This window comes from Flavobacterium defluvii (assembly GCF_900129555.1).
Classification (GTDB): domain Bacteria; phylum Bacteroidota; class Bacteroidia; order Flavobacteriales; family Flavobacteriaceae; genus Flavobacterium; species Flavobacterium defluvii.
The window spans coordinates 17,560-40,245 of sequence record NZ_FQWC01000006.1 but is presented as its reverse complement, the minus strand read 5'-3'; the positions used below and the strand labels follow the sequence as shown (position 1 = coordinate 40,245).

Annotated in this window: 23 protein-coding genes; 11 read left to right on the top strand and 12 right to left on the bottom strand. The window is 32.5% G+C overall.

The window, feature by feature from the left end:
- Positions 1 to 83 precede the first annotated feature (83 nt).
- Both BUC29_RS13815 and BUC29_RS13810 read left to right on the top strand, forming a co-directional pair.
- Entirely contained in the window at positions 84 to 491 is a 408-nt protein-coding gene (locus BUC29_RS13815; protein ID WP_073416770.1) for a helix-turn-helix domain-containing protein, read from the top strand.
- A 67-nt stretch (positions 492 to 558) separates the two neighbouring features.
- Positions 559 to 1,170, top strand: a complete 612-nt coding sequence (locus BUC29_RS13810; protein WP_073416769.1) for a hypothetical protein — start codon at positions 559 to 561, stop codon at positions 1,168 to 1,170.
- 61 nt (positions 1,171 to 1,231) lie between these two features.
- On the opposite strand, the gene BUC29_RS13805 is transcribed toward BUC29_RS13810, so the two are convergent.
- From BUC29_RS13805 to BUC29_RS13790, 4 genes are all read right to left on the bottom strand, one after another.
- The gene (locus tag BUC29_RS13805; RefSeq protein ID WP_073416768.1) at positions 1,232 to 1,618 is read right to left on the bottom strand and encodes a secretion protein; all 387 of its coding nucleotides are present in this window, start codon (positions 1,616 to 1,618) and stop codon (positions 1,232 to 1,234) included.
- Positions 1,619 to 1,991: 373 nt separating this feature from the next.
- Positions 1,992 to 2,393: a secretion protein gene (locus tag BUC29_RS13800; RefSeq protein WP_073416767.1), complete on the bottom strand. Its 402-nt coding sequence runs from the start codon at positions 2,391 to 2,393 to the stop codon at positions 1,992 to 1,994.
- A 429-nt stretch (positions 2,394 to 2,822) separates the two neighbouring features.
- The gene (locus tag BUC29_RS13795) at positions 2,823 to 3,179 is read right to left on the bottom strand and encodes a T9SS type A sorting domain-containing protein (protein ID WP_073416766.1); all 357 of its coding nucleotides are present in this window, start codon (positions 3,177 to 3,179) and stop codon (positions 2,823 to 2,825) included.
- 408 nt (positions 3,180 to 3,587) lie between these two features.
- Positions 3,588 to 3,989 carry a T9SS type A sorting domain-containing protein gene (locus tag BUC29_RS13790; RefSeq protein ID WP_073416765.1) on the bottom strand — a complete coding sequence of 134 codons (402 nt, stop codon included), beginning with the start codon at positions 3,987 to 3,989 and terminating at the stop codon, positions 3,588 to 3,590.
- Between the two features lie 449 nt (positions 3,990 to 4,438).
- Between BUC29_RS13790 and BUC29_RS13785 the strand changes: the two genes are divergently transcribed.
- From BUC29_RS13785 to BUC29_RS13775, 3 genes are all read left to right on the top strand, one after another.
- On the top strand, positions 4,439 to 5,311 hold the full coding sequence (locus tag BUC29_RS13785; RefSeq protein WP_073416976.1) for an AraC family transcriptional regulator: 873 nt from the start codon (positions 4,439 to 4,441) through the stop codon (positions 5,309 to 5,311).
- A gap of 135 nt (positions 5,312 to 5,446) precedes the next feature.
- Positions 5,447 to 6,316, top strand: coding sequence for an alpha/beta hydrolase (locus BUC29_RS13780; protein WP_073416764.1), 870 nt, complete (start codon positions 5,447 to 5,449; stop codon positions 6,314 to 6,316).
- An 84-nt stretch (positions 6,317 to 6,400) separates the two neighbouring features.
- Positions 6,401 to 6,916, top strand: coding sequence for a hypothetical protein (locus BUC29_RS13775; RefSeq protein ID WP_073416763.1), 516 nt, complete (start codon positions 6,401 to 6,403; stop codon positions 6,914 to 6,916).
- A 71-nt stretch (positions 6,917 to 6,987) separates the two neighbouring features.
- Here the strand turns inward: BUC29_RS13775 and BUC29_RS13770 are convergent, their stop codons facing one another.
- Both BUC29_RS13770 and BUC29_RS13765 read right to left on the bottom strand, forming a co-directional pair.
- Entirely contained in the window at positions 6,988 to 7,953 is a 966-nt protein-coding gene (locus BUC29_RS13770; protein ID WP_073416762.1) for a TerC family protein, read from the bottom strand.
- A 263-nt stretch (positions 7,954 to 8,216) separates the two neighbouring features.
- On the bottom strand, positions 8,217 to 9,233 hold the full coding sequence (locus BUC29_RS13765) for a glutamine synthetase beta-grasp domain-containing protein (RefSeq protein WP_073416761.1): 1,017 nt from the start codon (positions 9,231 to 9,233) through the stop codon (positions 8,217 to 8,219).
- A 427-nt stretch (positions 9,234 to 9,660) separates the two neighbouring features.
- Between BUC29_RS13765 and BUC29_RS13760 the strand changes: the two genes are divergently transcribed.
- The 6 genes from BUC29_RS13760 to BUC29_RS13735 all read left to right on the top strand — a co-directional run bounded on the left by BUC29_RS13760 (position 9,661) and on the right by BUC29_RS13735 (position 17,769).
- On the top strand, positions 9,661 to 11,850 hold the full coding sequence (locus tag BUC29_RS13760; RefSeq protein WP_073416760.1) for a glutamine synthetase III family protein: 2,190 nt from the start codon (positions 9,661 to 9,663) through the stop codon (positions 11,848 to 11,850).
- Positions 11,851 to 12,003: 153 nt separating this feature from the next.
- Positions 12,004 to 13,182: an AIR synthase related protein gene (locus tag BUC29_RS13755; protein ID WP_073416759.1), complete on the top strand. Its 1,179-nt coding sequence runs from the start codon at positions 12,004 to 12,006 to the stop codon at positions 13,180 to 13,182.
- 145 nt (positions 13,183 to 13,327) lie between these two features.
- Positions 13,328 to 13,684 (top strand): hypothetical protein, encoded by a 357-nt coding sequence (locus tag BUC29_RS13750; RefSeq protein ID WP_073416758.1) that lies wholly within the window; start codon positions 13,328 to 13,330, stop codon positions 13,682 to 13,684.
- A 326-nt stretch (positions 13,685 to 14,010) separates the two neighbouring features.
- Positions 14,011 to 14,619, top strand: coding sequence for a GNAT family N-acetyltransferase (locus BUC29_RS13745; protein WP_073416757.1), 609 nt, complete (start codon positions 14,011 to 14,013; stop codon positions 14,617 to 14,619).
- Between the two features lie 128 nt (positions 14,620 to 14,747).
- A complete protein-coding gene (locus BUC29_RS13740; protein ID WP_073416756.1) occupies positions 14,748 to 17,087 on the top strand; it encodes a GH92 family glycosyl hydrolase in 2,340 nt (779 codons plus the stop codon).
- A 238-nt stretch (positions 17,088 to 17,325) separates the two neighbouring features.
- Positions 17,326 to 17,769 (top strand): hypothetical protein, encoded by a 444-nt coding sequence (locus tag BUC29_RS13735; RefSeq protein ID WP_073416755.1) that lies wholly within the window; start codon positions 17,326 to 17,328, stop codon positions 17,767 to 17,769.
- A 163-nt stretch (positions 17,770 to 17,932) separates the two neighbouring features.
- Here the strand turns inward: BUC29_RS13735 and BUC29_RS13730 are convergent, their stop codons facing one another.
- From BUC29_RS13730 to BUC29_RS13705, 6 genes are all read right to left on the bottom strand, one after another.
- The gene (locus BUC29_RS13730) at positions 17,933 to 19,789 is read right to left on the bottom strand and encodes a M61 family metallopeptidase (protein WP_073416754.1); all 1,857 of its coding nucleotides are present in this window, start codon (positions 19,787 to 19,789) and stop codon (positions 17,933 to 17,935) included.
- A gap of 100 nt (positions 19,790 to 19,889) precedes the next feature.
- On the bottom strand, positions 19,890 to 20,168 hold the full coding sequence (locus BUC29_RS13725) for a DUF2805 domain-containing protein (RefSeq protein ID WP_073416753.1): 279 nt from the start codon (positions 20,166 to 20,168) through the stop codon (positions 19,890 to 19,892).
- 112 nt (positions 20,169 to 20,280) lie between these two features.
- Complete coding sequence (locus BUC29_RS13720) at positions 20,281 to 21,117, bottom strand: sterol desaturase family protein (RefSeq protein WP_073416752.1); 837 nt, start codon at positions 21,115 to 21,117, stop codon at positions 20,281 to 20,283.
- A 121-nt stretch (positions 21,118 to 21,238) separates the two neighbouring features.
- Positions 21,239 to 21,481, bottom strand: coding sequence for a GlsB/YeaQ/YmgE family stress response membrane protein (locus BUC29_RS13715; RefSeq protein WP_073416751.1), 243 nt, complete (start codon positions 21,479 to 21,481; stop codon positions 21,239 to 21,241).
- Between the two features lie 14 nt (positions 21,482 to 21,495).
- Positions 21,496 to 22,212 carry an aquaporin Z gene (gene aqpZ / locus BUC29_RS13710; RefSeq protein WP_073416750.1) on the bottom strand — a complete coding sequence of 239 codons (717 nt, stop codon included), beginning with the start codon at positions 22,210 to 22,212 and terminating at the stop codon, positions 21,496 to 21,498.
- Positions 22,213 to 22,245: 33 nt separating this feature from the next.
- Positions 22,246 to 22,602 (bottom strand): DoxX family protein, encoded by a 357-nt coding sequence (locus BUC29_RS13705; RefSeq protein ID WP_073416749.1) that lies wholly within the window; start codon positions 22,600 to 22,602, stop codon positions 22,246 to 22,248.
- Positions 22,603 to 22,686: the final 84 nt, after the last annotated feature.

The window sequence follows — 22,686 nt, the reverse complement described above, 5'->3', positions numbered from 1 at the left end:
TATCAATTTTTTGTGTTTGGTACACGATTAAATATGTTTTTTACATCTCGCAGATTCTTACACTAAATCATTATCTTTGAATTATGAGCACACTAACAAAACCAAATCATATAGGGCGAAAAATAAGCCGTATTCGTGAACTTCGAGATATGAAACAGGAAGCTTTGGCGCAGGCATTAGGAACAAATCAGCAGGCGATTTCGGCTATGGAAAACAGCGAAACCATTGATGACGAAAAACTTGTTGAGGTGGCAAAAGCGCTTGGTGTAACAGTTGAAGCCATTAAGAATTTTTCAGAAGAAGGCGTGATTAATTACTTCAATACTTTTAATGAAAGTCCAAATAATTATTTCGGACTTAATAATTGCACTTTCAATCCATTAGATAAATTAATGGAAACGGTAGAAGAAAATAAAAAGCTTTACGAGCGTTTACTTCAGTCGGAAAAAGAAAAAATAGAATATTTAGAGAAATTGCTAAATCAGAAATAGTAATTGAATAGAAATAAAAAGCATCTGCCACAGCGGGTGCTTTTCTCATTTTAAAACTTTCCAATTATTGAAAATAGTATTAGAAAATAAAGGTATTAAAACAGATACTTATTATATACCGCCTTTTACTTTGTATGAAGGTGAAATAATTGTTTTGTATTTGTATAATGGAACACATTTTTATGATACAGAAATGTATCTTAAAGATATTTTTTGTGGTAAAAGAAAACATGAAAATGTTATTATTCATAAAAAAATGACTTTTGTTGATCATTTTAAAAAATCAAATCTAAAAGATGTCTTCTTTACTCCTAGAATTAGCAGATATCTTAAAAAAGACTCAGACTTTGCTAATCCTTTTTTGGCAAAAGTATTTGAAAATAAATATTTTACAAAGAAAACACCAATGAATAAAGTACCGGGAACTCCACGGAAACTTTTAGCTTTATATGCAGTACTTTATAAAACAAAAGATATAATATTTGATGTTGCAGGTTTAGATTGCCAAGGAACTGAATTAACCTTTAAATTAGTAGATGAGGAAGCAAAGAATGGAGGTTCAGCAATTTTATTAACTGCTTTTGATAATCTGAGAGAGCATGCATCAAAATTTATAAGTATAGAATGGAATGATGGCAGTCTTCCATTACAGGAAAAAATTAAAATTGATTTTAAATAAAAAAAGCAGTTCTTCTGGTAACAGAACTGCTTTCATTTTTTTTAGGGCAAAAAAAGTGGTTTTAACGACGGAATCCTGGACTATGGTTTACAGATTCGTCTAACTTAACAGTTTTTACCTTTTTGGCAGCAACTTTAATTTCGTGCTTAGCAACTTTGTCGTTTGCTTTAACTTCTAAAACATAAGTTCCTGCAGGGAAACCTTCAAGACTTATTGTTTTAGAAACTTCCAATTTGTTTGCTGCAGATTCTCCCGCATAAAGTAAATTGTGATTTTCGTCGTAGATAGAAAAAGATGAATTTTCAACTGTGTTTAAGGTAAAGCTAACTACTTTTCCATTTCCAGTTTGAATGTTTAAAATATAATCACCTTTTCCATCAATGGCAAAAGAAAATAGTGTTGCAAAAAGGAAGGCTGCAACTAACCCCGTTTTGGTAAATTTTGTCATGTTTTTTTAAAGTTTTATTACTAAATGTGGAACGTTCAAAACTACAAATACAAATTTAATTTTCCGCAAAAAAATCGTATTTTTTGATACTTAAAATGCTGAATTAAAACTATTTCTGTGTTTTGTCTACGCAATGTACGTAAATACGGGGCTTACGGTTTTAAAAAAAATTGTTTTTTTTAATGCTATAGAAACCAGATAGATACAATTATTAAGAATAATTTTCCAAATTTTTTTAATTTTTTCAAAAACCAAAAAATTTAACATAAAAAAAACAGCTCAATAACCACAAAGAGCTGTTTCAAACAATCACGTTTTAACTTTACTAACTATCTAACCTTAGTATTATACTTTATAAAAAAGTATAAGATTTTTAGCGCACTGCTACGCTTGTATTTTTATCAGCTGTTGTTTTGTAAACAGATGATACCGCTTTTTGAGATAATACAGTTGTACTATCTGTAATTGTAATTTCGTGTCTCACTTTTTTTACACTGTCTTCTGCTTCTAAGAAATAAGTTCCTTCCGGAAATTCTTCTAAGCTGAAAGTTCTTAATATTCCATCTTTACCTGAAGCAGTTTCAGAGTAAATTAGATTTCCGTCTTTGTCGTAAATAGCAAGGGTTGCTTTTTGCACTCTGTTGATCGCAAATGTGATAAGCTTTCCGTTTGCTTTAATTACATGAAGATTAAAATCTCCATTGCCATCAATTGCATATATACTTCCTGTAAAAAGTACTGCACATACTAAACTCAATTTTAAAATCTTTTTCATAACTGTTAGTTTTAAATTATTAGTTTAATTCTCTGATGTAAAATTACTACAAGAGTGTCCTTTTTTTAACAACTCTATTTTCCAATTTCGATGCTGTATTCTCATTTACGAAACCGTTATAGGTTAAAGTTTGAATTATTTTTATTGTTTTTGTTAATTCGATTATTATTTTTCAATGATTTTGCAAAACCTTGAATTTACCTTTTTCTTACATTTTCGTAATGCTTAAATTCAAAATCTGTTTGTTGTGTAAACTGGGTTTTATCAAAAAGTAAAGAACAAAAAAAACAGCTCAATAACCACAAAGAGCTGTTTTTAAAACTTGCGTTTTTAAACTTTACTAACTATCTAACCTCATTCTTATACTGTATGCGAGTATAAATTTTTCAGTGTTATTGGGGCAACACTTATATTTTTTTGCAGTTCTGCTTAATTAATTGCTTTTGAAGACAAAACAGTAGCTTCAATTGTTACTTTTATTTCGTGTCTTGCTTTTTTGAAGTTATCTTCGATTTCTAAAAAATAAGTTCCGGTTGGAAATTCTTCCAAACTAAAAGTTCTTAAAATTCCGTCTTTACCAGAAGCATTTTCAGTATAAATTAAATTATTGTTTTTATCGTATATACTAATAGTTGCTTTTTGAGTTTGGTTTAAAGCAAAAGTTATTAGTTTTCCGTTGTTTCTTAAAACATGAAGATTGAAAGCGTTGTTTCCGTCAATTGCATAAGTACTTAATCCTGATAAAAGTACAGCACATACTAAACTCAATTTTAAATTCTTTTTCATACTATTTGTTTTTGATGTTATTATCTCTAATTCTCTGATGTAAAATTACTTTAGCTATCTGAAAATAACATCAACTCTATTTTCCTATTTCGATGCTATATTCTCATTTACGAAACCGTTATAGGTTAAAATTTGAATTATCTCTATCGTTTTAGTTAATTCATGTGTTATTTTTTAAAGATTTTCGAAAAGTTACTGAGATTCTATGATGCTATCCCGATAGCCATCGGGACTGAGATTTTTTAAACTTGTGCAAAAAATCTAAAATCTAAAATCTGCAATCTAAAATCGAAAGTTTAGAGCAAAAAAAAACAGCCCAATAACCACAAAGAGCTGTTTTTAAAACTTACGTTTTTAACTTTACTAACTATCTAACCTTAGTTTATACTTATGAGAAGTATAAGTTTTTTAGCGTACTGCTACGCTAGTATTTTTGTCTGAAACTGTTTTGTAAACAGAAGAAATTGCTTTTGAAGATAAAGTAGCGATTTCGTTATTTACTGTAATCTCATATCTAACTTTTTTTGTATTGTCTTCAACTTCTAAGAAGTATGTTCCATCAGGGAAATCCTGTAAGCTGAAAGTTCTTAAAATTCCGTCTTTTCCAGATGCGTTTTCAGAATAGAATAAAGTTCCTTCTTTATCATATATAGCCAATTTCGCTTTTTGAGTCTGGTTAAGACCGAAAGTGATCATTTTTCCGTTTTTCAATACATGAAGATTAAAGTCCTCATTTCCATCAATCGCATAAGTGCTTACACCTGCAAAAAGAGCAGCACATACTAAACTTAATTTTACAATCTTTTTCATATGTATTTGTTTTTAATTTTTTATCTCTAATTCTCTGATGTAAAATTACATTGGCTATGCGAAAATAATATCAACTCTATTTTCCAATTTATGTGCTATATTCTCATTTACGAAACCGTTATAGGTTAAAATTTGAATTTTTTTAGGTGTTTTAGTTAATTCACTCGATATTTTTTAATGTTTTTAAAATGTTAACAAATTTTAAAACTTCTGGTTTTCTTACAGAAATAGTAATTGTCTATTTAAATGGTCGAATAAATATGATATATTAAAAAAATCCTGAATAAAAATATCAGTTGTTTAAAAAATAACGTTTTGAAGGCAATTTGTTAATTTGAATTTTGATGGTTTTGATAAAAAATTCTCATTTACGAAACCGTTATAGGTTAATTTTTAAATTTTATTAGATGATTTTGTTAAATTTGCTATTATTTTCTAAAGAAATTATCATGAAGACAATTGCCCCAGCTCTTGAAGTGATAACTAACTCATACGGAAGTTCTTTTACCTACACTAAACACGCCGAAAAGACCAATAGCAAAGCTCATTTATGGCATTATCATCCAGAGATTGAGTTGGTTTATATTAATGGCGGGGCTGGAAAAAGACAAATAGGAAGCCATGTTTCCTATTACACAAATGGTAGTTTGATCTTAATAGGCTCTAATTTACCGCATTGCGGTTTTACAAATGAAAAAACGGGAAATGTAAACGAAACGGTTATTCATATTAAACCTGAGTTTTTAGGGAATGAGTTTTTTGGAGTACCGGAAATGAAAAAAATCCAAAATGTTTTAAGTCAGTCCAAAGGTGGAATTGCTTTTGGCGGTGAAACTAAAAAACATATTGGAAAGAAAATAGAAGCAATGGAAGATCAGCTTCCGTTTCAGCGTCTTTTAACCCTTTTGAGTATTCTTGATGAGTTAGATTCATCTGAAGAATATACACTGCTCAACGCAGACGGTTTTGCAATGGAACTGCAGACACAGGATAATGATCGTATGAATGTAGTTTTTAATTATGTAAAAGATAATTTTCAGCAGTCAATCGCTATCGATGAGGTGTCGAATTTAGTGAGCATGACAACGCCTTCGTTTTGCAGATATTTTAAAAAGATTTCAAATAAAACATTTACTGAGTTTGTAAACGAATACAGGCTGGTTCACGCCTCAAAACTTTTGGCCGAAAAGCCAATAAGTATTAATGAAGTATGCTACGAAAGCGGTTTTAATAATTTCAGTCATTTTAGTAAATCGTTTAAACAATATACAGGTAAGAGCGCATCGCAGTACCGTCACGAGCATAAGATTATTATTAGTTAGTATTTTTGAAGGTTAAATTTTAATAGCCGCAAATTCACGAATTGAATTATATAAAAATTCGTGAATTCGCGGCTAATTTTTTTATTCGGAAAAAAGGTATATTTACATTCCTTTAATCGAAAAAAAACTATCAAAATGAAAAACCTTAAAATTTTAGTATTCTTTGTTTTTCTGTGTGTTTCGTCAATGTCATACGCAGCAAAAGTTGATACTTTACAAATTGCAAGTTCAGCCATGAATAAAACCTACAAAGCGGCTGTTGTCTTGCCAAACTCATATGCAAAAAGTAAATCGGCGTTTCCGGTAATGTATTTATTACATGGTGCTTACGGACATTTTAGTGACTGGTTAAAAAATACTCCAAATAAAAAATTAGTTCAGAGTTTATCCGATCAATATAATTTAATTATTGTAATGCCAGAAGGCGAAACATTTAGTTTTTATCTGGACAGTCCGGTAAATAAAGAAAGTCAGTTTGAAACTTTCATTACACAGGAAGTAGTGCAAAAAGTTGATAAAACGTATAGAACGATTGCTAATAAATCAGGAAGGGTAATCACAGGGCTTTCTATGGGCGGACACGGTGCTTTATATTTATTAACCCGCCATCCGGATTTATTCTGCGCTGCCGGAAGCATGAGCGGAGCAGTAGATATGAGTACAATGCTTAATCGCGAATCGTCGGCACAAGTAATAAAATTAATGCAGCCTGTTTTTGGAGACCGAAGCGATAATTCTGAATTATACGCACAGCACGCCGTTATGGGAATGCTGGATAAAATAAAAGCCAACAAACTGCCTTTAATTATTGATTGCGGAGTCGATGATTTTTTAATTGAACCAAACAGAGAATTGCACCGTCGCTTAGTATATAATAAGGTAGAACACGATTATACTGAACGTCCGGGAGCGCACACTTGGGAATATTGGGAAAATTCACTACCTTACCATGTATTATTTTTTAGCAAAATCCTATTTAAGAATCAGGTTGTTGCAAAAAAATAATTAGAAATTTTATTTCAAAACCCGTTTAACAAAATTTTTGGTTTGGTTTTTGGAATGCTTTTATAAACTTAAAAAAAATATATTATGAAAAAGATACTTACGTTATTCGCTGTAGTCGGGTTAATGGCATTTACTAGTTGTGAAGGGCCAGAGGGGCCTCCGGGACAAGATGGGTCAATACCAGCTGAGGTTTATGAAGTTAGTAATGTTAATTTTACAAATACAAATAATTATAATCCTGTAATCGCATTAAGTCCTGCTATTTTACCTTCTGATATGGTTTTGGTATACAGATTATCAGGGGTTGATAATGGAAGAGATGTTTGGAAATTACTTCCGGAAAATTATTATTTAGCAGATGGAACATTAGATTTTGGATTTGATTATGATTTTACAATATCTGATGTTAGTATTTATATGATAGGAAACGATTTAGGAGGAGTTGTGAGTTCTTTTAGGTTGAATCAAGTAATTAGAATTGTAATTGTTCCTGGATACTTGACTGGAAAATCTGTTAATAAACCTGATTATTCAAATTATAATGAAGTTATCAAAAGATATAATATTAATGATAACAACATAAAAAAGATAAAACTATAATTTAGTTTTATTTTATAAAAAAAGGAAATCGAAAGATTTCCTTTTTTTATGTCAATATATTTTTAAAACGATTATAAATCAGAATCAGTAAGTTCTTTTTCTTTTCCAAATTTAAGAGAAACCAAAATTCCAACTACAAGTGAAAGAGCAATAAATCCAAGAGAAGCCCATTCTGGAACGTGAATCCATTCGTGAAGAAGCATTTTTAATCCAACAAAAGCTAAAATAGCAACTAGGCTGTATTCTAAGAAACTGAATTTTGCCAGCATATTTGCCAGGAAGAAATACATAGAACGTAATCCAAGAATGGCAAAAATATTAGAACTAAATACTAAAAACGGATCTGAAGTAATGGCCAGAATCGCCGGAACACTGTCAACGGCAAATAAAACGTCCATAACTTCAATTACGATCAAAGCAACGAAAAGCGGAGTTGCTGCTTTTTTCCCTTTTTCGGTTAAAATGAAAAATTTCTCATGCTCCATGTGAGACGTAATCGGAATTACTTTTCCTAATGTTTTGTATACAAAAGAATCCTTTGGATTAAAATCTTCATCTTCTCCGGAAAACAACATTTTGATAGCAGTAAATACTAAGAATGCTCCAAAAAGATAAGTTGTCCAGCTAAATTTATTTATCAGCATAACACCAAAGAAAATCATTAATCCGCGGAAAACAATTGCTCCCAGAATTCCCCAGAATAAAACACGGTGCTGGTATTTTTGCGGAATTTTAAAAGATGCAAAAATTATCGCAATCACAAAAATATTATCTACACTTAAGGATAATTCGATTAAATAACCTGTGATAAACTTCATTGAAGCCACGGCAGGTTTCAGGCCGTCAGGATTTGCAATATAATCTGTAGTGTAAAGCCAATAAATTACTCCGGAAAAAAGAAAAGATAACGTTACCCAAATCAATGTCCATTTGCTGGCTTCTTTAGTACTAATAATATGTGGTGTTTTATTGAATACACCTAAATCTAAAGCAAGAATAAAAACTACGGCCAGTAAAAACAAAGTCCAGACTATCATGATGATTTTTTTAAATGAATTACAAAGATAAGTTTTGAAGTTTAAATTAAAAATTATTTATAAGAAAGGTATTCTTAAAAGTTATGAATTTTGAATTATGAGTTTTAAGTTTTGAGTTTTGAGTTTTGAGTTGAGGAGGTGGAACTTTCTCAAAGTTAGAAATAGTAAACCAGACATCTTTTTTAAACCTGTCGGGTTTAAAGTATAAAAAAAGTGCCAGTAAATAAATACTGGCACTTTTAGGATATATTTTAAGCTTTGAATTATAGCGCTGATTTAACAGTTTTGATAATTCTAGCAGCAATTTTGTAAGGGTCTCCGTTTGAAGCTGGTCTTCTGTCTTCTAACCAACCTTTCCAACCTCTTTGAACTGTCATCAAAGGAATTCTGATAGAACATCCTCTGTCTGAAACTCCATAAGAGAAATCGTTGATAGAAGCAGTTTCGTGTTTACCAGTTAAACGCTGCTCGTTGTAAGCTCCGTAAACTGCAATGTGTTCTTTAGTAACAGGACGGAAAGCTTCACAGATTTTCTCATAAGTTTCTTGAGAACCACATGTTCTAAGAACAGAGTTAGAGAAGTTAGCGTGCATTCCAGAACCATTCCAGTCTGTATCTCCTAGAGGTTTTGGGTGATATTCAATATAGTAACCATATTTCTCAGTTAAACGGTCTAATAAGTAACGAGCAACCCAGATTTCATCTCCGGCTTTTTTAGCTCCTTTAGCGAATAATTGGAATTCCCATTGTCCACAAGCAACCTCTTGGTTGATTCCTTCAAAGTTAATTCCAGCAGCGATACATAAATCAGCGTGTTCTTCAACTAATTTTCTACCGTGAGTGTTTTTTCCACCTACTGAACAGTAGTACATCCCTTGTGGAGCAGGGTATCCACCAACTGGGAAACCAAGTGGAAGTTGAGTTTTTGTATCCATGATGAAATACTCTTGTTCGAAACCAAACCAGAAATCATCATCTTCATCATCAATTGTAGCTCTTCCGTTAGAAGGGTGTGGTGTTCCGTCTGCGTACATAACTTCAGACATTACTAACCATCCGTTGATACGAGTTGGATCTGGATAAATTGCAACAGGAACTAAAAGACAGTCAGAAGAACCACCTTCAGCTTGTTTAGTTGACGAACCATCAAATGACCAATTTCCAAGTTCTTCTAATGTTCCTTTGAAATTTTCGTGCTCTTCAACTTTAGTTTTACTTCTAAGATTTTGAGTTGGTTCGTATCCGTCTAACCAAATGTACTCTAACTTAATTTTAGCCATAATAATATAAATTTATTTTTTTTGTTTTTTCGCTGGGTCAAATATAGATTTATTTTTTTAGTCCTAAAAATTAGGGGGCTATTTTGTTTAGTGAAGTGTAATTTTTTTGAGAAGCACAATTTTGATAGGGGTATATTCTAAAAAAAATAATTTTTAACGCCTTAAAAAAATAAATTCGTAAAAATAAAGGTAAGTTTTTGAATTTTAAGGTTAAGGAATTATGAAAAAATGTTTATTTAATGAATAATACTGAGGTTTTTTGTTATATTTCTTTATAACGTAATTACTATTCTTTAAAAAAGGCTCCATCTGTTGATAAATCCTCTTGTGAAATTCTCAGTTTTAAGTATAAAAAAGGGACTTTTATTGTTTATATTTGTTGCTCATTTTTTAATGAAAATTATTACGAATTTTTAAAATTATATACATGTCAACATTACGTTTCCAAGCTTTAAAAGAAGCTTCTACAAGAAAGCCGGTACACTTTGAAGAAATTGATAAGAAATCGAATCTTTTTGGATCAAATGTGTTTAATGAGAAAGCCATGAAGCAATATTTAACTTCGGATGCTTTAAAAGGAGTGAGAGATGCCATTCAACACGGAACGAAAATAGAACGAAAATTGGCAGATTATATCGCCATGGGAATGAAAGAATGGGCATTGTCAAAAGGCGTAACACATTATACACACTGGTTTCAGCCACTGACCGGAACGACTGCAGAAAAGCACGATGCCTTTTTTGAAACGTCTTATGATGGCAGTGATCCTGTAGAAAAATTTGGTGGCGCGCAATTGGTACAGCAGGAACCGGATGCATCTAGTTTCCCGAACGGCGGAATCAGAAATACATTTGAAGCAAGAGGTTATACAGCCTGGGATCCGACTTCTCCGGCATTTATATATGGTACAACTTTATGTATTCCAACAGTTTTTATTGCTTATACAGGTGAAGCTTTAGATAATAAAATACCTTTATTAAGAGCATTATCGGCAATTGACGAAGCGGCGACAGAAGTTTGTAAATATTTTGATAAAAACGTAAAAAAAGTAACCGCAACTTTAGGATGGGAGCAGGAATATTTCCTCATTGATAAAGCTTTGGCAAATTCACGCCCAGACTTAATGATGACCGGTAGAACCTTATTAGGACATACTTCAGCAAAAGGACAACAGTTAGACGATCATTATTTTGGATCAATTCCAACCCGTGCTCTTACTTATATGAGAGATTTAGAGCAGGAATGTATGTTATTAGGAATTCCGGTAAAAACGCGTCATAACGAAGTGGCACCAAATCAGTTTGAGCTTGCACCGATTTTCGAAGAAACAAATTTAGCCGTAGACCACAACTCTTTATTAATGGATGTAATGCAGAGAGTGGCAGAACGTCACGATTTTAAAGTATTATTTCACGAAAAACCATTCAAAGGAGTAAACGGATCAGGAAAACACAACAACTGGTCATTGGCGACAGACACAGGAGTTAACTTATTAAGTCCGAGTAAAACGCCAATGAGCAATTTACAGTTTTTGACATTCTTTATTAATACGATTAAAGCGGTAAACGATAACGAAACTTTATTAAGAGCTTCAATCGCAACGGCAAGTAACGATCACAGGTTAGGAGCAAACGAAGCACCGCCTGCGATTATGTCTGTATTTATTGGAGCGCAATTGACAAAAGTTTTATCTGAGTTAGAAAGCGTTACAACAGGAAAACTTTCTCCAGAAGAAAAAACAGATCTTAAATTAAATGTAGTTGGTAAAATTCCAGACGTATTATTAGACAATACAGATCGTAACAGAACTTCGCCTTTTGCCTTTACAGGAAATAAATTTGAGTTTAGAGCTGTTGGATCAAATTCAAACTGTTCAAACGCAATGACAACTTTGAATGCGATTGTGGCAAAACAATTAAAAGATTTTAAAAATGAAGTAGAAAACCTAATTGAGTCGAAAGACATGAAAAAGGATGATGCCATTTTTAATGTTTTAAGAGAATACATCAAACAATCTAAAAAAATCCTTTTTGAAGGCGATGGTTACAGTGAAGCCTGGGAAAAAGAAGCGGTGAAAAGAGGTTTAAGCAATTTTAAAACAACTCCGGAAGCTATTAAAGCTAAAGTTTCGAAACAAGCTTTAGACTTATTTGCTGAATTAGGGATTTTTAACCATGTTGAAGCCGAAGCGCGTTACGAAATTGAATTGGAAGAATACACTAAAAAAATCCAGATTGAAGGAAGAGTTTTAGGAGATATTTCGAGAAATCACGTAATTCCAACAGCAATTCGTTATCAAAATACGTTAATCGAAAATGTAAAAGGATTAAAAGAAATCTTCGGAAAAGAATTTGAAACTATTGCAAGAGAACAGATTGTTTTAATTAAAGAAATTTCAGGTCATATTGAAGGAATTAATTCTAAAGTATTGGCTATGACCAACGAAAGAAAAAAAGCAAATCAGTTAACTGATGCTCAAAAAATGGCCGAAGCGTATTGCAATAATGTAAAACCATATTTTGAAGATATTCGTAATCACTGCGATAAGCTAGAACTTTTAGTTGATGACGAAAGCTGGACTTTAACTAAATACAGAGAATTATTATTTACTAAATAATAGTTTTCTGAAACCCAATTTATAAACCTGTCTTTTATAAGACAGGTTTTTTTATCCCAAAATATTTGATTTTTTTCGAAACCTATATTTGAATAAGCCAAAGAATTAAAAAAAGGGATTATCTTTGCACCACATCAACACAAACTAATTTTCATGAGTTCAGATTCTAGCAAAAGATATGCACAAAGAGGTGTTTCGGCATCAAAAGAAGACGTACATAACGCTATCAAAAATATTGACAAAGGTTTATTTCCACAGGCATTCTGTAAAATTGTTCCCGATTATTTAACTCAGGACAACGATCACTGCTTAATTATGCATGCTGACGGAGCGGGTACAAAATCATCTTTGGCTTATATGTATTGGAAAGAAACCGGAGATCTTTCGGTTTGGAAAGGAATCGCTCAAGATGCATTAATCATGAATATTGACGACTTGTTATGTGTTGGAGCAACTGATAATATTTTGCTTTCTTCTACTATTGGAAGAAATAAAAATCTAATTCCAGCCGAAGTTATTTCAGCAATCATCAACGGAACAGAAGAGTTAATCAATGAATTAAAATCTTTTGGCGTAACCATTCATTCAACTGGAGGAGAAACTGCAGACGTTGGAGATGTGGTTCGTACAATCATTGTAGATTCTACAGTAACAGCGCGTATCAAACGTGCTGATGTTGTTGATAATGCAAACATAAAAGCTGGAGACGTAATTGTTGGTTTGGCTTCTTTTGGACAAGCAACTTACGAAAAAGGTTATAATGGTGGAATGGGAAGTAACGGACTTACTTCTGCACGTCATGATGTTTTCGGTAAATATTTAGCTAAAAAATATCCAGAAAGCTACGATGCAGCCGTTCCGGAAGAATTGATTTATTCTGGTCAGGTTAATTTAACGGATGAAGTTGAAAATAGTCCGATAAACGCCGGACAATTAGTACTTTCTCCAACAAGAACTTACGCACCAATTATCAAGAAAATTTTAGATAAATACACACCAAACGATATTCACGGAATGGTTCACTGCAGCGGCGGCGCGCAAACTAAAATTCTACATTTCATAAAAGATTTACACGTTATAAAAGATAATTTATTTCCGGTTCCGCCATTGTTCAAGTTAATTCAGGAGCAATCAAAAACAGACTGGAAAGAAATGTATCAGGTTTTCAACTGCGGTCACAGAATGGAATTATACGTTCCTGAAAACATTGCACAGGATATTATTGAAATTTCAAAATCATTCAATGTTGATGCGCAAATCGTAGGTAGAGTAGAAGCTTCTGATTCTAAAAAACTTACTATTTCAAGCGAATACGGAACATTCAACTATTAAAAAAAATAACCATATAAGGGATATAAGTTCATTTTAATTTAGATTGTCAGGCTGAGCGAAGTCGAAGCCTTTTTTGATGGCAGCTTTCGATTAGAAAGAATTTATATTTTCTTATATTACTTATATAGTTTAAAAATATTTAAGTATGTACGAATTACTTTTTTGGAGATATCTGGACGAAATTTACCTGAACAATCAGGAAGTTTATGAAGCGCTTGTAGAAAAACAAGAAGTAGAAGGTTTGGCTGTTCTTCAAATAGAAGTAATCGTAAACAGAATTAATTCTGTTTTTTCTGACTGGGAAAGAGTCGATGAAAATAGCTGGAAGAATCCAAAAGGAAAAGGAGCATTTCAGGTAATTACGACTTCGCAAAGTATAAAAATTGACTGCTACGGAACAGAAGGAAAAACCATGAATAAATTAGTAGACATAATGGAAGAATTCAAATGTCCGCTTTACGATCCGCAAGTTCCGGAACGTTATGATGAAATGAGTGAGTGATTTTGTAAAATTTTGCGAAAAATATAGTCCCTACGGGACATTTTTTTTGTCGTATTATTTTTTTTGCTACCGATATTTTACTCCTGATGGAGTAAGATATTCAAAATCAAATATTTGGTAGAGATTAAACATTGGTAGAAAAAGTTTTATTGAGGTTTATTTTTTGTTACCGATGTTTTACTTCTAACGGAATAATATACTCAAATTAAATATCTCGTAGAGATTAAATATCGGTAGAAAAAAAATATTGAGGTTTGTTATTTGTCCCGTAGGGACTATATCGATATACTATCTGGGATATTTTAATTAATCAAAACCAAAAAAACATGAACCAAATATCAAATTTCAGTTTCACAGATAACATAATTTTAGAAGACGATTTCGTTTTATTACGTCCACTTCAGGAATCAGATGTAGAAAATTTATTGGAAATTTCGATCAACGAACCAGAAACCTGGAAATATTCTTTGGTTGGAGCAGAAGGAAAAGACAATTTGATCAACTATATTCAACTGGCAATAAAAGAAAGAGATAAACAAAAAGAATTTCCATTTATTGTTTTCGACAAAAAATCTCAAAAATACGCTGGTTCAACCCGTTTTTACGACATCAATCTTGATTTTAAAACATTGCAATTAGGTTATACTTGGTACGGATCTGCTTTTAGAGGAACAGGATTAAACAAACATTGCAAATTTTTATTACTTCAATTTGCTTTTGAAAGCCTTGGAATGGAACGTGTAGAATTTGGTGCCGATAATAATAACGAAAGAAGTATCGCGGCAATGAAAAGCATTGGCTGCAAAGTCGAAGGTGTTTTGAGAAGTAACATGCCAACACGTAACGAAAATGTTCGTAGAGATTCTATCGTTTTAAGTATCTTACAAAACGAATGGTTTGAAGAAGTAAAAGAAAATCTAAAGCAAAAACTTTAAAAAAGAGCCGTAAGATCCAATCCTGTTTAAAATCCATATTGTAGGACGGATTTTAATCCGGTTGGTATTAGTTTAAAATTATATTTTATCGTAATTTTCTGAGCGAAACAATTACAGAAAAATACCTGATGAATATTTTACAAAAACCTACATTAATTACAGCTTTAGGAGTTTTGATGTTTGCTTTTACAGCAAAGATAAATGCCCAGAAAAAAGAAAATAATTTTAAAAATCTAATCCAATATGTTGATCCAATGATTGGAACAGCAAAAATGGGACACACTTATCCGGGAGCAACAGTGCCATTTGGAAGCGTGCAATTAAGTCCGGAAACTGATACCATTGCATACGGTTTAAACGGAAAATACAATGGCGAAGTTTATAAATATTGTGCAGGATATCAATATGAAGATAAAACAATTGTAGGTTTCAGTCACACACATTTTAGCGGAACTGGACATTCTGATTTAGGAGATTTTCTAATTATGCCTACAACGGGAAAACTGCAGTTAAATCCCGGAGTTGCTTCAAAACCATTATCAGGTTACAGGTCGGCATTTTCGCATTCGACGGAAAAAGCAGAACCTGCTTATTACAGCGTACTACTTGAAGATCATAATATTAAAGCAGAATTGACCGCAACCACCAGAGTAGGAATGCATCAATATACTTTTCCAAAATCAGATGAAGCACATATTATTCTCGATTTAACTTCAGGAATTTACAATTACGATAAAAAAAATGTCTGGACTTTTGTAAGAGTAGAAAACGATACTCTAGTAACAGGTTATCGCCAGACAAACGGCTGGGCAAGAACCAGAACCGTTTATTTTGCAATGTCTTTTAGTAAACCAATAAAAAGTTACGGACAAGCGGCACTTGAAAAAAGTGTTTACAGAGGTTTTTGGGGAAGATTTGATCAAACGAAAAATTTTCCTGAAATGGCAGGACAAAACCTAAAATTGTTTTTTGATTTTGATACAAACGAAGGTGAAAAAATCAAAATAAAAATGGCTCTTTCTCCTGTAAGTTCAGCAGGAGCTTTAGAAAATATGAAAAAAGAAATTCCGGATTGGGATTTTGAACGCGTAAAAAAACAAAGTCAGGAAGTTTGGAATAAAGAACTGAATAAAATTCAGATTGAAACCATTCAAAAAGAAGATTTAGTTAACTTTTATACCGCAATGTACCATGCCTTTTTAGGACCTACCGAATATATGGATCTTGATGGAAATTATAAAGGGCTGGATATGAACGTTCACAAAGCCGAAAGTTTTAAAAATTACACAAGTTATTCACTTTGGGATACTTATAGAGCCTTACATCCGTTATTCAACATTGTACAGCCTTCCCGAAATGCCGATATGATAAGCTCAATGCTGGCACATTCTGATCAAAGCGTTCATAAAATGCTGCCAATCTGGTCGCATTATGCGAATGAAAATTGGTGTATGATTGGGTATCATTCTGTTTCTGTAATTGCCGATGCGATTGTAAAAGGAAATGTAAATTTTGATGCTGAAAAAGCACTTCAGGCTTGTGTAAATACGGCAAAAGTTCCCTATTTCGACGGATTGGAATATTATATGAAAAAAGGATATGTTCCCGAAGATAAAAACGGTTCGTCGGTTTCTAAAACTTTAGAATATGCTTATGATGACTGGGCGATTGCACAGGCGGCTAAGAAATTAGGTAAAACAGATATTTATAATGAATTCATTGAAAGATCGAAGAATTATAAAAATGTTTACGACGAGAAAACAGGATTTATGCGTCCGAAATTAAACGACGGAACTTTCAAAAAAGAGTTCGATCCGCTTGATACACACGGACAAGGATTTATCGAAGGAAATTCTTGGAACTATAGTTTGTACGTTCCGCAAGATCCTGCCGATATGATTAAAATGATGGGCGGAAACGAGAAATTTAAAATTCGTTTAGATTCGTTATTCAACATGCACTTGCCGGATAAATACTTCGAAAACACAGAAGATATTACTAGAGACGGAATTATCGGAAATTATGTTCACGGAAACGAACCTTCTCATCATGTTGTGTATTTGTATAACTGGACAGATTCACCATGGAAATCACAGGATAAAATCCGAATGATTCTTAAAAAAATGTATCGAAATGGGGCAGACGGTTTAGGAGGAAATGACGATTTCGGACAAATGAGTGCCTGGTATATTTTTAGCAGTTTAGGATTTTATCCCGTTGCGCCGGGGTCTGATGAATATGCATTAGGAAGTCCATTGGTTAAAAAAGGAATTTTCAATTTAGAAAATGGAAAAATCTTCGAAGTTGAAACTGTAAATCAATCAGATAAAAATGTATTTGTGAGTAAGGTTTTATTGAATGGAAAAGAACTTACCAAACCTTTCTTAAAACATGCTGATGTTATAAATGGAGGAAAAATTACTTTTTACATGTGCGCAAAACCGAATAAAAAGAATTATCAAAATTAAGATGAACCACGGATTTTACTGGTGAAGTGGGCTTACACTGGTTTTTGTTAATCTAATGTCACCCTGAGCGAAGTCGAAGGGCTTTTACGAAGAAAAGAGCTTCGACTTCGCTCAGCCTGACAGAAAGGGTAATTTAGCCGAACAAAAGAAAAAAATTAAATTTGAGAAAATTCGTGAATTCGTGGCGGAACAATAAAAAACTTCCCGAAATTTGCACTTCAAATAAAGAAAATCAAATATGAAAATAAATTTAAAATCAGGAATTGATAAACTGCTTTTCGGAATGAAGCAGAACGATGTTACAGCTGTTTTTGGGAAACCTGATAAAAACTATAAAGACGAAGATGATAATGTGATTTTTGTTTATAATAAACACAAAATCAGATTGACTTTTTATGAAGAAGAAGATTTAAAATTGGGTTATCTAGTAGCTTCTAGTGCTGATTTAGAAGTTTTTGGTTTCAAAATAATCGGAAGAAAAATTGCTGATGTAAAGAAAGATTTTGCTGCAAAGGGAATTACAAAATACAATCAGGAAACTTTTGATACTTTTGAAAATTACTTCAACGAAGATAATTGGTTTATCCTTCAAACTGAATTTGATGAGGTTGTAAAATTCGAAATCGGAGCGATTATTAATAATAAAGATGAGTTTGACTGGAAGTTTCCGGTTAAGAAATAAGGACTAGAATCTTAAACACAATATTGCAGGCTGCGCTAAGTCGAAGCCCTTAGCATTGTCGATTTGACTTGAGTGGACTTCGACTTCGCTCAGCCTGACAAACATAAAGAATAAAAAAACCGACAATCACTTGTCGGTTTTTTTTATGATTATAATTAAAAGATTATCCTTTTAACCATGCATTTCTAAGTTTTTCTTTTGAAGCGTCAGTAGCTTTAAAAGTTTCAGTTTCTTCAAATGGTAATTTTACAGTTCCTTTGATAGTTTGTTCTTTACCGTCACGTTTTATTTTTAAAGTAATTGGATCATTTTCTTTCCAGTTTTCACTTTGACCAATAAGCTCATAAATGTTATCTAAAGAATAGGCTTTATCGTTAACAGATACAATGATATCGCCTGCTTTTAAATTTAAGTTTTTGAAGAAATCGTTTAATTCAATCTCAGGGCGAACAGAAATTTCTTTGGTTTGTTTATCAACTTTAATGTAAGGCGTTTGTCCTTTAATGAAAACTGCACCCGCTTTCTTTTCAGTAGATTTTGTAACACCCACTTTAGCTAAATAAAAATCGTAAGGAATTGGAGTTGTTCCTGCTACATATTTGTTTAAGAAATCTCCAACTTCCGGATACGTTAATTGCGTAATTTTAGCAAATAATTCATTATCGTTAAATGGTTTTTCAACACCATATTCTAATGATAATTTGTGCATTAAATCAAGAATTCCTCTCTCTCCGTTGCTTTTTTCTCTAATGATAATATCAACACACATTCCAATTAAAGCACCTTTTTGGTATACATTTAAGTATTGATCTTTATAAGGCTGCTCCAATACATTTTTACTCATTACAGTAAATGACATTGTATCGTCTAATTTTTTAGACTGTTCAATTTTTTCAGCAATACGGGTATAAAATTCTTCTTCGTTAATTAAACCTTGGTTAATCTGGAAAAGATTAGCAAAGTATTCAGTTACACCTTCGTACATCCATAAATGTTCAGACATCAATGGCGCATTGTAATCAAAATACTGAATTTCTTTTGAGTGAACTGTCAATGGCGTTACAATGTGAAAAAACTCATGAGAAACAACATCTTTCATTGATTCTACCAGTCTTTCTTTTGGCATAGATTCCGGAAGAACAACTGTTGTAGCAGTTGGGTGTTCAAGAGCTCCAAATCCGTGTGCATCGTCTTTTGCCATGCTTGACAAGTACAATAAAACAGTATATTTTTTATTAGAATTTACTTTGCCTAAAAAGTTTTTTTGAGCCGTCATCATTGTTTTCATTTCCGGCGTAATGCTTTCTGCAGTAAATTTTCCTGTTGGAGAATAAACAGCAATTAAAATATCCATTCCGTTTACGTTGAAAGTAGTATAATCCGGTTTAGAATACATAATTGGGTTTTCAACTAAAACAGCGTAACGAGACGTTGTAAAAACATCGCTTGTTTTGCTTGCGTCTTCGTCTGTCATAGAAGTTGCTCCCCAAAGTGTTTCAGGATGTGTAATCGTAACTTTGTATGGAACTTCTAATTTGTCCTGAAAATACCCAACAAAACCATGTGTATTTACAAGGAAATTTTCTCCGGCTTTAATATTTGTTCCTGCAGGTGAGAAAACATCATCATTACCAAAACCAGTTCCTTTTTCAGTGTCAAAAGTATCATTAACTAAATAAGTGATCTTTTTTAACGCTTTAGCATTAGAAATTGACCATGAATTATCGCCAAGTCTGTTTACAGTTAAAGCATTTCCTTTAGCATCATAAGCTTTAAAATCCTCCGAATATTTTCCGTAGTTATCAGTAGAATATGTTCCGGGAACCGTTTTTGGAATACTGTAGATGATTTCATCTGTTTTAATTGGCGGAGGTGTTACTGTAACCAGGACCTTATCGTCTTTTACATCAACAAGATTAATGTTAACGTCTACGACATTTTTTTCAGAAACTGAAGAACTACCCGTTTTACAGCTCCAAAACGTAACTGCAAGAGCTAAGGTGTAAAGTATTTTTTTCATTTGATATTGTTTAGTTATATGTATTTGACTTAAAAATCACAAAAAAGTTACAATAATTTAAAAATATAAAAAAAACTCCTGAAAATCAGGAGTCTCGATCTTAGTCTAATTTATTTTTTATATAATATTTTCCATCAAGGTCTTCGTCAAAATCATCAATTTTAATTGGTTTAGGTTTAGGTTTATTTGCAATAGCCTTCTTTTTCCACATCTCAAATTTTTCAAGAGGCATTTTCTTTTTCATGATTTCAAGAACTTCTTTTTCTGCCAATCCAAATTCTTTTTTTATAATTTCAAATGGATTTCTTTCTTCTAAGGCTAACGAAACTAGTCTTTCCGTTTGTTCCCAATTCAACTCTTTGCGGTTACTCTTTTTCATCTCGTGAAAATTAATTCAAAATAGAGGGTTAATGATTAATAGATTGATTTTCATTTTATATATCAATATTAATAAAAAAAATAATTAGTTGTTCTGTCTGGCTATATTTTTTTTATTGATTTTTGGTGTTTTTTGCAGATCTTGATTTTTGAAACGGAATTTGCAGCAAATTTTTTAATTTATTGTTTTCTTCGGGAAGCATATGTGTATCTACGCCATAAATCAGCTGATCTTTTGGCAGCGAAGTAAAAGTTCCAAAAATGCGATCCCAAACAGAAAATATATTACCATAATTGCTGTCTGTATATGGAAGTACATAATGATGATGTACCTTGTGCATGTTTGGAGAAACAATAAAATAACTTAGCAATACATCTAGTTTATTTGGTAGGGAAATATTTGCGTGATTAAATTGTGAAAAAATCACAGATAGCGATTGATATAGAAAAACCATCCACATAGGGCTTCCTACTATCAAAACGCCAAGTGTTGTAAATATAAACCTAATTACACTTTCGCCCGGATGATGCCTGTTTGCCGTTGTCGTATCAATCCATGTATCGGTATGGTGAATAATGTGAAAACGCCACAAAAACTTTACTTTATGTTCTACAAAATGAACTAAATAAGCACCAATTAAATCGAGTAAAAGTAATCCGATGATGGTGTAAAGCCAAACTGGAATCTCCGGAAGCCACTGCAGGATTCCGAAATTATTTTCAGTTGTCCAGCTCGCAGTTTTTATCAAAATAAAAGCCAGAATAAAATTGACAATAATGGTCGTAATGGTAAAGAAAATATTGATTCCGGCGTGATGCCATTTTCGATACTGCATTTGAAATAGAGGGAAAGTATTCTCGATTACCCAGAAAAGAGTAATTCCTCCCACTAAAATTAAACTCCGGTGAGAAGACGGAATCGTACTGAAGTAAGAAATAATTTCGTTCATAATCTATTAGATTTGAGTTGAAATGAATTCTCTTTTTTCGATTTTATCTAAAGAAAAAGAGAAAACCTAAATATAAATATATTTGATTTTCTCTTTAAATTTTAAAATTGGCAAAATATTTTTATGCTTTCTTAATCAAACTAATAAGGAATAATAAAATCCATGCACCTCCTACGGCAATAATGATCTGCCATAAAAGTCCGCCGCCGCCAATTCCTAATTTAGCGGCTAACCATCCGCCAAAGATACCGCCAAGAATTCCAACGATAATGTTACCAATTAATCCAAAACCTGCACCTTTCCAGATTTGACCGGCAAGCCAGCCGGAAATTGCACCAATAAGTAAAAAATATATAAAGCTCATATGTTATGAATTAATTAGTTAGCAGACTCGTCTTCGTTTTTTTGTAAAAGGGTTTTATAAATAAATCCAGCTGCAACAGCACCTAAAATTGGCGCAACCCAAAACAGCCAAACCTGTGAAAGCGGTTCTCCGCCTGCAAAAATTGCCTGAGATAATGATCGTGCAGGATTTACAGATGTATTTGTAATTGGAATACTTATTAAGTGAATTAAAGTTAATCCTAAACCAATTGCAATGCCGCAGAAATTAGTGTTTGCACATTTATCTGTACTTCCTAAAATGATTAATAAGAAAAACAAAGTAAGTACAACTTCAGCAATAAAAGCTGCCTGTAATGAATAACCATCAGGAGAAAAAGCACCAAAGCCATTAGATGCAAATGCCCCGGCTTTTGTATTATCAATTACAAAACCAGCTTTTCCTGATGCTATAGTATATAAAGTCCCTGCAGCCGCTATTGCTCCTATACATTGTGCAATGATATACGGAATAAGATCTTTGGCAGGAAATCTTCCGCCAGCCCATAAACCAAAAGAAACAGCCGGATTAAAATGCCCGCCCGAAATATGTCCAACAGCATAAGCCATTGTTAAAACAGTTAAACCAAATGCTAAAGCGACACCAGCAAAACCAATCCCTAATTCAGGATAAGCTGCAGCAAAAATTGCGCTTCCACAACCACCAAAAACCAGCCAATAAGTTCCGAAGAACTCTGCAAACAATTTTTTCATAATAAAATAAATTTAGATTAATAGATTTGATTGTTAAAGGGTATATTGGTATGCCCAAAAAATCAAAACAATTTGTAAGGGCAAACGTACAAATAAAATCCATTTTGGTAAACCAAAACTCGCTTTTTTATTTTGAAACATATATAAATTGGCAGGAAATATTGCAATTAACAAAGCAATAATTCCCCATGCGGCATATTGTGTTGTAAGGGTAAACATTAGCAGAATGCCTAATACGATTTCGGCAATTCCGCTTAGTATATTTATAATTTTGGGATTTTTAAAAAATGGAGGAATGATTTTGATATACATTCCGGGTTTACGAAAATGATTGAATCCGGCAAGTATATACAGGATTGCCATTAAATATAAATGCCAGGGTAAGTTCATGATAATTAATTATTTATAACGAAATTATAAAAAAATTAACACTTATTGCATTACAAGGCATGTTTTTTTAATAACACGCAAAAA